The sequence below is a fragment of the Jatrophihabitans lederbergiae genome (assembly GCF_031845305.1).
In the GTDB taxonomy this organism is placed as follows: Bacteria; Actinomycetota; Actinomycetes; order Mycobacteriales; family Jatrophihabitantaceae; genus Jatrophihabitans_A; species Jatrophihabitans_A lederbergiae.
In genome coordinates this window covers 304,743-315,654 of record NZ_JAVREH010000001.1, presented here as the reverse complement: position 1 = coordinate 315,654, position 10,912 = coordinate 304,743, and the positions used below count along the sequence as shown (strand labels likewise).

The following is a 10,912-nucleotide window of genomic DNA, read 5'->3' as shown; positions in this document are numbered from 1 at the left end:
ACCCCAAAAGGCCAGCAGGAACACCAAACACAGAAACCAGAACCACCCAAAGGCGACCCCAGAAAATCCGACAACTGACCAATCCGAGCCGACAAAAAAACCCGTATCAACCAAAAAACATCAAAAATGGCACTAACTTTCGGCACACTGTTGAGTTCTCAAAGAACAGGCACACACCATCACAGACCACCAAGTCCACTCCGGGGCAACCCCACAAACACTACCCGACACAACCCACCAAGTCAAAACCCAACCCAGGCACGTCCCGGCAACCTCCAGCGCCTCATGATCTTGCGATCGTCGGACCCGCTGGCGGCCTGCCCGGCCGGCTCCCTCGCGGGCTCCGTTCGCCGTGCAGAGAGAACAGTAGCTCAGGCTTACACCAGGGTCAAATTCGGGTCCAGGGCCCCTCAGGGGCCCGATTCTTCGGCGCCGAGGGCCTTGGACCCGCGATCCGTTCAGGACGTGTGAGCTGTGACCCGGACCGCTTTGCGCTTCCCCACCGAGAGTAGGCGCCCCGCGAGCTCGCTGCCAGGAACGTCGTAGGTCTTAGCCGGCCGCGGCACCCCGTCCAGCTTGACGGCCCCCGCGTCGATCAGCCTTCTTGCGGCCGATCCACTGTCGGCCAGGCCCGCCGCGGTGAGTAGCGCCGGCAGGTGGACGGTGTCGGCCAGGTCCGCGGCGAACTCCGGGGCATCGGCCTGAAGCTGGCCGTCCCGGAACAGGGCGTTGAAACGCGCTTCGGCCGCACGAGCCGCCTCGTCGCCGTGGTACAGCCCGACGATCCGGCGCGCGACCTGCCGCTTCGCCTCGTTGGCCCGCTTGCCACCCGCGGCCACGTCCTGGGCCAGCGCGGCGACGTCGTCCGGATGCAGATCTGTGCAGAGCGTCGCGTACAGCTCCACCGCGGTGTCCGGAATGCTCATCAGCTTGCCGAACTGCTCCCCGGGCGGCTCCGAGATGGCCACGTAGTTGTTGAGCGACTTGCCCATCTTCTCCGTGCCGTCGGTGCCGACCAGCAGGGGCAGCGTGAGGACTGCCTGTGGCGGCTCACCCTTGGCCCGCTGCAGGGTCCGGCCCACCAGGTTGTTGAACGTCTGGTCCGTCCCGCCGAGCTCGACGTCGGCGCGCACCTCGACAGAGTCGATGCCCTGCAAGAGCGGGTAGAAGAACTCCGACAGTGTGATCGACACGTTGCCGGCGAACCGCTTGGCAAAATCGTCGCGCTCCAGCAACTGAGCCACCGTCACCTGTCGGCTGTAGTCCAGCAGTCGGGCCAGGTCCATGCTGCCGAGCCAGTCGGCATTGTTGACGATCTCGGTGCGGTCCGGATCGAGTATCCGCATCACCTGGTCGAAGTAACCCTGGGCGTTGGCGCGTACCTGCTCGGCACTCTGCGCGGACCGCGTCGCCGTCTTGCCGGAGGGGTCGCCCACCTGGCCGGTGAAGCCGCCGACCACCAGGACCGCCGTGTGGCCGTGGTCCTGGAACTGGCGGAGCTTACGAAGAACCACGGCATGCCCGAGCGTCAGGTCCGTCCCGCTCGGGTCGATGCCGAGCTTGACCCGCAGCGGGCGATGTTCCGCGCGCGCCGCGAGCAGCCGCTCGGCAAGGCCGTCCGGCGGCAGAATTTGAGCGGCCCCCGCGGCCAGGATCCGGTATTCCTCGCGCAGGTCCGGGGGCAGGTCCTCCGTCAAGGGCCGTCGGTCTCGCGGTTCGTCGCTCACGGTTGTCCAGTCTGCCGGGTGCCGCCAACACGTTTGCGCCCACCCGCGCGATACGCCGACACGGTCGGATCCCCGGGCAGCCAGAAACGCCAGGACAGCTCGGCCGCCGCGGCGACGCCCACCCTGGGCCCGGACTCGTACGGCCCGGGCGGAGCGAGCGACACCAGCTGCACCGGCGAACGCTCGTCCAGCAGGTCGACACCGCTGTCCGCGCCGCTGAGCCCCAGCGCCCTTGCGAGCCTCGCCGGCCCACTCGCGATCTTGGCGGCCGGCACCGACTTCGCGCCCCGGCTGCGAGCGCACGATTCGCCCTCGACGATCTCAGCGGCCCGCAACAGTACCGCCGCGGCGGTGTCAGGCTCACCGCAGACGATGTTGGCGCACCAGTGCATGCCGTACACGAAGTAGCAGTACAGATGACCGGCCTCGCCGAACATCACCGCGGTCCGCTTCGTCAGGCCGCGGTAGGCGTGCGAGGCCGCGTCCCGCTCGCCCTCGTACGCCTCGACCTCGGTGATCCGGGCGAGGACCGGCACGCCGTCGATCCGGCTGCGGACGAGGGCGCCCAGCAACAGCGGCGCCGTTTGCACAGCGGTACCGGTGAGCAGGTCGCGGTCAACCACCATTGCCACCCGTCCGCCTACCGAGACCATTCCCGCTGGCCAGCCAGCACCCCGCGCAGCGTCGCGAGCTGCTCGGCCACCCGCACCGGAGCGGTGCCGCCGTGGGCGGAACGGCTCGCCAGTGAGCCGGCCACTGTCAGCACCTCGCGCACCTCGGGACGTAGTTCGGTGGAGATCTCGGCGAAGTCGGCGTCCGACAGCTCGTGCAGCTCGATCCCCCGAGCCTCACAGACCCGCACGCAAGAACCAGCCACCTCGTGTGCCACCCGGAAGGCGACGCCCTGACGGACCAGCCACTCGGCAATGTCGGTCGCCAGCGAGAATCCTTGCGGTGCAAGGGATTCCAGACGCTCCCTGTCAAAAACCAGGGTCGCCATCATGCCGGTCATCGCGGGTAGTAACAAAGCCAGGTTGTCGATGGCGTCGAACACCGGCTCCTTGTCCTCTTGCAAGTCGCGGTTGTATGCCAGCGGCAGGCCCTTCAGGGTGGCCAGCAATCCGGCGAGGTCGCCGATCAGCCGGCCGGCCTTGCCACGGGCGAGCTCGGCTACGTCCGGGTTCTTCTTCTGCGGCATGATCGAGGAACCGGTGGAGTAGGCATCGTCCAGCTGGACGAACCCGAATTCCTTGGTGGCCCAGAGGATCACCTCTTCGGCCAGCCGGGAAAGGTCCACCGCCAGCATGGCGGTGATGAACGAGAACTCCGCCACCACGTCGCGTGCGGCGACCGCGTCGATGGAGTTCTCCGCGGGCGCGTCGAAGCCGAGTTCGGCGGCGATCGCATGCGGGTCCAGGCCCAGCGACGAGCCCGCGAGCGCCCCCGAACCGTAGGGGCTGACCGCGGCTCTGGCATCCCAGTCCCGCAAGCGGTCGACGTCGCGGCTCAGCGCCCAGCAATGTGCCAGCAGGTGGTGCGACAGCAACACCGGCTGGGCATGCTGCAGGTGGGTGCGCCCGGGCATGGCCACCCCGAGATGCGCCTCGGCCTGCGAGGCGATCGCCTCTGACAGCCCCCCGGTGAGGGCCGCCAGCCGTCGGGCCTGTTCCCGCAGGTACATCCGGATCAGGGTGGCGATCTGGTCGTTGCGGGAGCGTCCCGCGCGGATCCGGCCGCCCAGGTCCGCCCCTACCCGCTCCAGCAGCCCGCGTTCGAGCGCGGTGTGCACATCCTCGTCCTCCGGGCGGGGCGTGAATGCCCCGGACCGCACAGCGGCGTCCAGGGACGCCAGCCCGGCCAGCATGCCGGCCAGCTCGTCGTCGGTGAGCAGGCCGGCCTGGTGCAGCACCTGCGCATGCGCCTTGGAGCCCGCCAGGTCGTGCGTGGCCAGCCGCCAGTCGAAGTGCGTGGACAGCGACAGCGCCGCCAGCGCATCGGCCGGCCCGGTCTCGAAACGACCTCCCCAGAGCTGGGTGCGCGACTGGGGGGTCGCATCGCGCCTGGCCGAGTCGCCGGGCGTGCCCGCCGGTCCGGCTGGGCTCACTTGGCCAGCCTCTGCTCCCGCCGCGCGGCGATCCGGCTGGGCAGACCCCACAGCTGCACGAACCCCTTGGCCAGCGTCTGGTCGAAGGTGTCGCCGGTGTCGTAGGTGGCGAGCTCGAAGTCGTACAGCGAGCCCTCACCGCGGCGGCCGGTGGCCACCGCCTTGCCACCGTGCAGCCGCAGCCGGATGTCGCCGGTGACGTGCCGCTGGGAGGAGTCGACGAAGGCATCCAGGGCGCTGCGCAGCGGTGAGAACCACAGGCCGTCATAGACCAGCTCGGTCCAGCGCTGCTCGACGGAGAACTTGAACCGTCGCACGTCCCGCTCGACGGTGAGGTCTTCCAGTTCCTGGTGAGCGGTGATCAGCGCGATGGCGCCCGGGGCCTCGTACACCTCGCGGCTCTTGATGCCGACGAGTCGGTCCTCGACCATGTCCAGGCGCCCGACGCCCTGCGCGCCGGCCCGCTTGTTGAGCTCCAGGATCGCCTCGAGCACCGTCACCGGCCTGCCGTCGATGGCGGTGGGCACGCCGTCGACGAAGCTGATCACCACGTCGTCGGGCTCGCGGGCAACGGCCGGGTCCGAGGTATAGGAGTACAGGTCCTCGATGGGGGCGTTCCACGGGTCCTCGAGGAAGCCGGTCTCGACCGCGCGACCCCAAAAGTTCTGGTCGACTGAGTACGGCGAGCGCTTGGACTGGTCGATCGGCAGTCCCTTGTCCTCGGCGAACTGGATGGCCTTGTCCCGCGTCATGCCGCTGTCGCGAACCGGCGCGATGACGTCGAGTTCCGGCGCAATGGCACCGATGCCCACCTCGAAGCGAACCTGGTCGTTTCCCTTGCCGGTGCAGCCGTGCGCGACGGTGTCCGCACCGAACTTCTGGGCGGCCAGCGCGAGGTGCTTGGCGATGACGGGCCGGGACAGCGCGGAGACCAACGGATAGCGCTCCAGGTACAGGGCATTCGCGCGCAGGGCAGGCAGGCAGAAGTCTTGCGCGAACTCGGTCTTCAGATCCAGCACGACGGACTCGACGGCCCCGCAGTCCAGCGCACGCTGGCGGATCTCGTTCATGTCCTCGCCGCCCTGGCCGACGTCCGCCGCCACGCAGATCACCTCGGCGCCCGTCTCTGCCGCGATCCAGCCGATCGCGACGGAGGTGTCCAGCCCACCGGAATATGCCAGGACTACCCGCTTGGTCATTGCTCTCTCTCCCTGTTGGTTCTGCCTGCTCGGGTACTGCGTGCGTGCGTTCGGAGCACTCCGGCCCTCGCGCCGGTCCATCTCAGGTCGTGGCCGACAGCTGGATCAGGCTGCGGGCCAGCTCCGCTCCGCCCCCCGCGTCCCGGCTGATGACCAGAATGGTGTCATCCCCGGCGATGGTGCCCAACACGTCCGGCAGCCCGGCCCGGTCGAGGGCGCTGGCCACGAAGTTCGACGCGCCGGGCGGGGTTCGCAGCACCACCAGGTTCGCGCTGGCCTCCGCCGAGATCAGCAGCTCACCGAGCAGCCGCGCCAGCCGCTGCGGCGGGGCGTCGGAGGACTGCCGCGCCGCCAGCGGGGCGCCGTCCTCAGGGACCACGTACACCGGCTGGCCGCCGTCCGGAGTGCGCAGCTTCACCGCGCCCAGCTCGTCCAGGTCCCGGCTGAGGGTTGCCTGGGTCACCCGGACGCCGGCCGCGTCCAGCAGTGCGGCGAGCTCTGATTGCGACCGGACGGTGTGCTCGCTGAGCAAGCTCAGGATCTTGGCATGGCGAACCGCCCGGCTGGGTAGCTCGGTCACCGGGCGGTTTCCGGACCCGGGCGCCGGTTGCCGGCCGCCCCCTGCCGCGGCTGCCATCACGAGCGCTCCAGCAGCCAGCTGAGCAGCGCCTTCTGCGCGTGCAACCGGTTCTCGGCCTCGTCCCACACCACGCTCTGCGGGCCGTCCAGAACCTCGGCCGAGATCTCGTGGCCACGGTAGGCAGGCAGGCAATGCAGCACGATGGCCTTTTCGTCGGCCCGCGCCAGCAGGTCCGAGGTGAGGGCGTAGGGCCGGAACGGCGCCTGCCGGTCGGCCTTCTCGTCCTCCTGGCCCATCGAGACCCAGGTGTCGGTGATCAGCACGTCTGCACCGTCCACCGCTGCGTCGGGGTCGGTACCGACCTGCACGGAGCCACCGGTGGCCGCCGCGATCTCACCGGCGCGGGACACGATGGCCGGGTCGGGTTGGAACGCCGCCGGGCCGCCGATCCTGACCTGCATCCCGGCCGCGGCGCCAGCGAGCAGGTAGGAGTTGGCCATGTTGTTGGCCGCGTCGCCGACGTAGCTCAGCCGCAGCCCCGCCAGGCTGCCCTTGTGCTCGCGGATCGTCTGCAGGTCCGCCAGCACCTGGCACGGGTGGAACTCGTCGGTGAGCGCATTCACCACCGGAACGGAACTGGCCCGGGCCATCGCCTCGATCCGGTCCTGACCGGCGGTGCGCCAGACGATCGCCGCGACCTGGCGGTCCAGCACCCGGGCGGTGTCGGCGATGGGCTCGCCGCGGTCCAGCTGACTGGTGTGGGCGTCGATGATCAGCGGGTACCCACCGAGTTCGGCGATCCCCACACTGAACGAAATTCTGGTGCGGGTGGACGGCTTGTCGAAGATCACCGCGACTGCACGGGGGCCTTCGAGCGGTCGGTGACCCAGCCGGTCCTTCTTCAGCGTGCCTGCGAGATCGAGCACCTGGAGGAGCTCATCGGGTGCCAGGTCGTCATCGCGCAGGAAGTGCCGCGTCATGCGGGCAACCCGTTCCCCTGCGACTGATCAGCTTCGGACTGAGCCGCCGATACCGCGTCCAGCGCCTCGGCCAGCACCCGGACCGCCTCGGCGACCTGCGACTCGGACACGATCAGTGGTGGGGCCAACCGCAGCACGTCTGCCTTCACGGCGTTGACCAGCACCCCACGGTCGCGCGCCGCGCTCTCGACCGCTGCCGCACAGGCTGAGGTCAGCTGGACGCCCCACCACAGGCCGCTGCCCCGAACCGTCGCCACCAGCGGATTGTCGATGGCGCGCAGGCCGCCCTCGAGCGCGGCACCGGTCGTGGTGACGTTGTCGAGTAACCCCTGAGACTCGATGGTGTCGATAACCGCCAGCGCCGAGGCACACGACACCGGGTTGCCGCCGAAGGTGCTGCCGTGCGAGCCGGGGCCGAACAGGCCGGCTGCGTCGCCGAACGCGATGCAGGCACCGATCGGCAGGCCGCCACCCAAGCCCTTGGCCAGGGTGAGGACGTCCGGGACAACCCCTGCGGCCAGGCTCGCGAACCAGTGCCCGGTACGGCCGATACCGCTCTGGACCTCGTCGATCACCAGCAACACGCCGGTGGCGTCACAGAGCTCGCGGGCCGCCCGCAGGTAGCCGGCCGGCGCCGGGACGACGCCACCCTCGCCCTGAGTGGGCTCCAGAAAGACCGCCGAGACCGTGCCATCGACCGCCTCGCGCAGCGCCTGGACATCGCCGAACGGCACGAAGCTGACCGGTCCCGGCAGCGGCTCGAAAGGCTCGCGCTTGGCGGCGTTGCCGGTGACCGACAGCGAGCCCAACGTCCGGCCGTGGAAGCTGTTCTCGGTCGACACGATCCGCAGCCGGTTTCCGGACGGGTCCATGGCGCGGCCGTGCAGCCGCGACAGTTTCACCGCGCACTCGTTGGCCTCGGTGCCGTCGTTGGCGAAGAAGACCCGGGCGTCGGGGCGTCCGAGCAGTGCCTGCAGCCGTTCGGCCAGCCGGACCCCGGGTTCGTGGAGAACAAGGTTCGAGGTGTGGGCGATCTGGCCGACCTGGCGGGTCACGGCCTCCACGATCGCCGGATGCGCGTGCCCGAGCGCGGACACCGCGATGCCGGCGAAAAAGTCGAGGTACTCGCGGCCGTCGACGTCCGTGACCGTGACGCCCTTGCCGCCGCTGAGCGCAAGCGCGGGCGTCCCGTAGTTGTCCATCATCGCCCCGGCCCAGCGGCGCTGCAGCTCGTCCGTCCGGCTGGCCGTGTCCGTCGTCATGCCCGCACCTCGTCGGCATACACCATGGTGCCAATCCCCTCGGTCGTGAACATTTCCAGCAGCAACGAGTGCGGCTGGCGGCCGTCGATCACGGTGGCCGCCGGCACGCCGGCCACCACCGCGCGCAGGCATGCTTCCATCTTGGGCGCCATCCCAGCGGCCAGGCTCGGCAGCAGCCGCGCGAGTTCCGCGGTGCCGATGGCCTCGATCACGTCGGTGCTGTCGGGCCAGTTGGCGTAGAGCCCCGCGACGTCGGTCAGCACGAGCAGCTTCTCAGCACCCAGTGCGACCGCCACCGCGGACGCGGCGGTGTCGGCGTTGACGTTGTAGGACAGGCCGTCCCGGCCCCGGGCGACCGTGGCGATGACGGGAATCCGGCCGGCGTCGAGCAGCGCGGTGATGGCGCTCGGATCGACATCCACCACGTCGCCGACCTGCCCGATGTCCACCGGCTTGCCATCGATCAGGGCCGGTCTGCGCTCGGCGGTCAGCATGCCGCCGTCCTCGCCGGACAGGCCCACCGCGAAGGTGCCGTGGTCGTTGATCAGGTTCACCACGTCGCCGTTCACCTGGCCCACCAGCACCATCCGTACCACCCGCATGGCCTCCGGGGTCGTCACCCGCAGGCCGCCCCGGAACTCGCTCTCGATGCCGAGGCGGTCCAGATGCTCGGTGATCTGCGGCCCGCCACCGTGCACGACCACGGGCCGAAGCCCGGCGTAGCGCAGGAAGACGATGTCCTCGGCGAAGGCCTGCTGCAGCTCGGGCGAGATCATGGCATTGCCGCCGTACTTGACGACGATGACCTTGCCGTGGAATCGCTGCAGCCAGGGCAGCGCGTCGATCAGCGTTGCGGCCTTCGCCTCGGCGCTCAGCAGCCCAGTCATGACGAGTACGCCGAGTTCTCTTCGACGTAGTCGTGGGAAAGGTCGTTGGTGTGCACCGTTGCGGTTGCCTCACCCGCATGCAGTTCGACCTCGATCAGCACCCGCCGCCCGGACAGGTCGACACCATCGCGGCTGTCCCCGGCGGCCCCGCCGCGGCAGACCTGCACCCGGTTGATGGCGACGTCCAGCTCGTCCGGCTCGAACGCCGCGGTGGTGGTGCCGATCGCCGCGAGCACCCGGCCCCAGTTCGGATCGTTGCCGAAGAGGGCGCACTTGAGCAGGTTGTTGCGGGCGATCGAGCGTCCGACCTCGACGGCGTCGTCCTCGGACGCCGCGCTGGACACCACGATCTCGACCTCTTTCGTCGCCCCCTCGGCGTCGGCGAGCAGCTGGGCCGCGAGGTCCGCGCATACCGCGCGCACCGCCTCGGCCAGCGCCTCGTCGGGGGCGGCGATTCCGGAGGCACCACTGCACAGCAGCGCGACCGTGTCGTTGGTGGACATGCAACCGTCCGCATCGAGCCGATCGAACGTCGTACGGACGGCCGCCCGCAGGGCCGCGTCCAGGCTCGACGCCTCGGCCACCGCGTCGGTCGTCAGAACGCACAGCATGGTGGCCAGGCTGGGGGCGAGCATGCCCGCGCCCTTGGCCATTGCGCCCACGCTCCAGCCGTCGGGATGGGTGACGGTGGCGGTCTTTGCCACGGTGTCCGTGGTCCGGATGGCGTCGGCCGCGTCTGCTCCGCCCTTGCCGGACAGGGCTGCCACCGCGCTGTCGAGGCCGGGAAGCAACCGGTCCATCGGTAGGCGTTCACCGATCAGGCCGGTGGAGCAGACCAGCACGTCCGCCGCGCCGACCGATAACAGCTGCGCCGCGTGCTCGACGCTGGCGTGGACATCGGCGAAGCCGTCGGGACCGGTGCAGGCATTGGCCCCGCCGGAGTTCAGCAGCACCGCCCGGGCCACCCCGTCGGCGACCGCCTGCTGGGACCAGAGCACCGGCGCGGCCTTCACCCGGTTGGTGGTGAAGACGGCGGCTGCCGAGCTCAGCGGTCCGTCGTTGACGACGAGTGCAACGTCCGGGCCCGCGGACTTGAGTCCGGCGGCGACCCCGGCGGCCCGGAAACCAGCCGCGGCGGTGACGCTCACGGTGCCACCCCGTTCGCCGACAGGCCCGCGGTCTCGTCCATGCCCAGCATCAGATTGGCGTTCTGGACGGCCTGGCCGGCCGCGCCCTTGCCGAGGTTGTCGATGGCGCTGGTCAAGATCACCCGGCCGGAGCTGAGGTCCACCGCGGCCTGCAGGTGCGCGGAGTTGGACCCGAAGGTGGCCGCCGTGTGGGGCTGACGACCGGCGAGCAGCACGTGCACGAACGGCTCGTCGGCATAGGCCCGCGACAACACCGCCAGCACGTCCTCGGCGGTTACGCCGGCGGTGGTGGGACGGGCGGTCACGGCCGCGAGGATGCCACGCGGCATGGGCGCGAGCACCGGTGTCATCGACAGCGTCTCGGCACCAGTGGCCTGCAGGATCTCGGGAACGTGCTGGTGCGCGCCGACCTTGTACGCGGACAGGTCCGACATCACCTCGCTGCCGAGCAGGTTGGCCTTGGCCGAACGGCCGGCTCCGGACGTGCCGGACGAGGCGACGACCACGACGTCGGTGGGCTCGATCAGGCCGGCGGCGATCAGCGGTGCCAGGGCGAGGATGACCGCCACCGCGTAGCACCCGGTGTTGGCGACCCGATCGGCAGCGGCGATCTCAGCGCGCTGGCCGGGCAGCTCGGGAAGGCCGTACGTCCAGCTGCCAGCGTGGGAACCGCCGTAGTAGCGCTGCCAGGCGGCGGCGTCCCGCAACCGGAAGTCCGCTCCGAGATCCACGATCTTGACCGAGGACGGCAGCTGCGCCGCGAGTCCCGCCGACGCTCCGTGTGGCAGGGCCAGAAACACCAACTCGGCCTTGGCCAGCTCGTCGACGGTGGTGTTGCCCAGGATCAGGTCGCCGTAGCTGACGAGCTGCGGGTGCACCTGGCCGAGCGGCACGCCGGCCTGCCCGTGGGCGGTTGCCGCCACGACATCCAGCCCGGGATGGGCGGCGAGCAGCCGCAGCAGCTCTCCCCCGGCGTACCCGCTTGCTCCTGCTACCGCGACCCGAACTCCCATGTGCAACATTAT

At 70.0% G+C, this 10,912-nt stretch carries 10 protein-coding genes; all 10 read right to left on the bottom strand.

The window, feature by feature from the left end; translation table 11 throughout:
* Positions 1 to 458: 458 nt before the first annotated feature.
* Positions 459 to 1,727 (bottom strand): tyrosine--tRNA ligase, encoded by a 1,269-nt coding sequence (tyrS, locus tag RM423_RS01470; RefSeq protein WP_311421211.1) that lies wholly within the window; start codon positions 1,725 to 1,727, stop codon positions 459 to 461.
* The gene (locus RM423_RS01465; protein ID WP_311421219.1) at positions 1,724 to 2,353 is read right to left on the bottom strand and encodes a DNA-3-methyladenine glycosylase; all 630 of its coding nucleotides are present in this window, start codon (positions 2,351 to 2,353) and stop codon (positions 1,724 to 1,726) included. Before RM423_RS01465 ends, tyrS begins: the two co-directional genes overlap by 4 nt.
* Positions 2,354 to 2,367: 14 nt before the next feature.
* Positions 2,368 to 3,831 carry an argininosuccinate lyase gene (gene argH, locus RM423_RS01460; protein ID WP_311421210.1) on the bottom strand — a complete coding sequence of 488 codons (1,464 nt, stop codon included), beginning with the start codon at positions 3,829 to 3,831 and terminating at the stop codon, positions 2,368 to 2,370.
* On the bottom strand, positions 3,828 to 5,030 hold the full coding sequence (locus RM423_RS01455; protein WP_311421209.1) for an argininosuccinate synthase: 1,203 nt from the start codon (positions 5,028 to 5,030) through the stop codon (positions 3,828 to 3,830). The genes argH and RM423_RS01455 overlap by 4 nt, the downstream gene beginning before the upstream one ends.
* Before the next feature lie 82 nt (positions 5,031 to 5,112).
* On the bottom strand, positions 5,113 to 5,667 hold the full coding sequence (locus RM423_RS01450) for an arginine repressor (protein ID WP_311421208.1): 555 nt from the start codon (positions 5,665 to 5,667) through the stop codon (positions 5,113 to 5,115).
* The gene (gene argF, locus RM423_RS01445) at positions 5,667 to 6,590 is read right to left on the bottom strand and encodes an ornithine carbamoyltransferase (protein WP_311421207.1); all 924 of its coding nucleotides are present in this window, start codon (positions 6,588 to 6,590) and stop codon (positions 5,667 to 5,669) included. The genes RM423_RS01450 and argF overlap by 1 nt, the downstream gene beginning before the upstream one ends.
* Positions 6,587 to 7,852: an acetylornithine transaminase gene (locus tag RM423_RS01440; RefSeq protein ID WP_311421206.1), complete on the bottom strand. Its 1,266-nt coding sequence runs from the start codon at positions 7,850 to 7,852 to the stop codon at positions 6,587 to 6,589. Before RM423_RS01440 ends, argF begins: the two co-directional genes overlap by 4 nt.
* The gene (gene argB / locus RM423_RS01435; RefSeq protein ID WP_311421205.1) at positions 7,849 to 8,739 is read right to left on the bottom strand and encodes an acetylglutamate kinase; all 891 of its coding nucleotides are present in this window, start codon (positions 8,737 to 8,739) and stop codon (positions 7,849 to 7,851) included. The genes RM423_RS01440 and argB overlap by 4 nt, the downstream gene beginning before the upstream one ends.
* Positions 8,736 to 9,887, bottom strand: coding sequence for a bifunctional glutamate N-acetyltransferase/amino-acid acetyltransferase ArgJ (gene argJ, locus RM423_RS01430; protein WP_311421204.1), 1,152 nt, complete (start codon positions 9,885 to 9,887; stop codon positions 8,736 to 8,738). Before argJ ends, argB begins: the two co-directional genes overlap by 4 nt.
* A complete protein-coding gene (gene argC / locus RM423_RS01425) occupies positions 9,884 to 10,900 on the bottom strand; it encodes an N-acetyl-gamma-glutamyl-phosphate reductase (protein WP_311421203.1) in 1,017 nt (338 codons plus the stop codon). The genes argJ and argC overlap by 4 nt, the downstream gene beginning before the upstream one ends.
* Between the last annotated feature and the right edge of the window lie 12 nt (positions 10,901 to 10,912).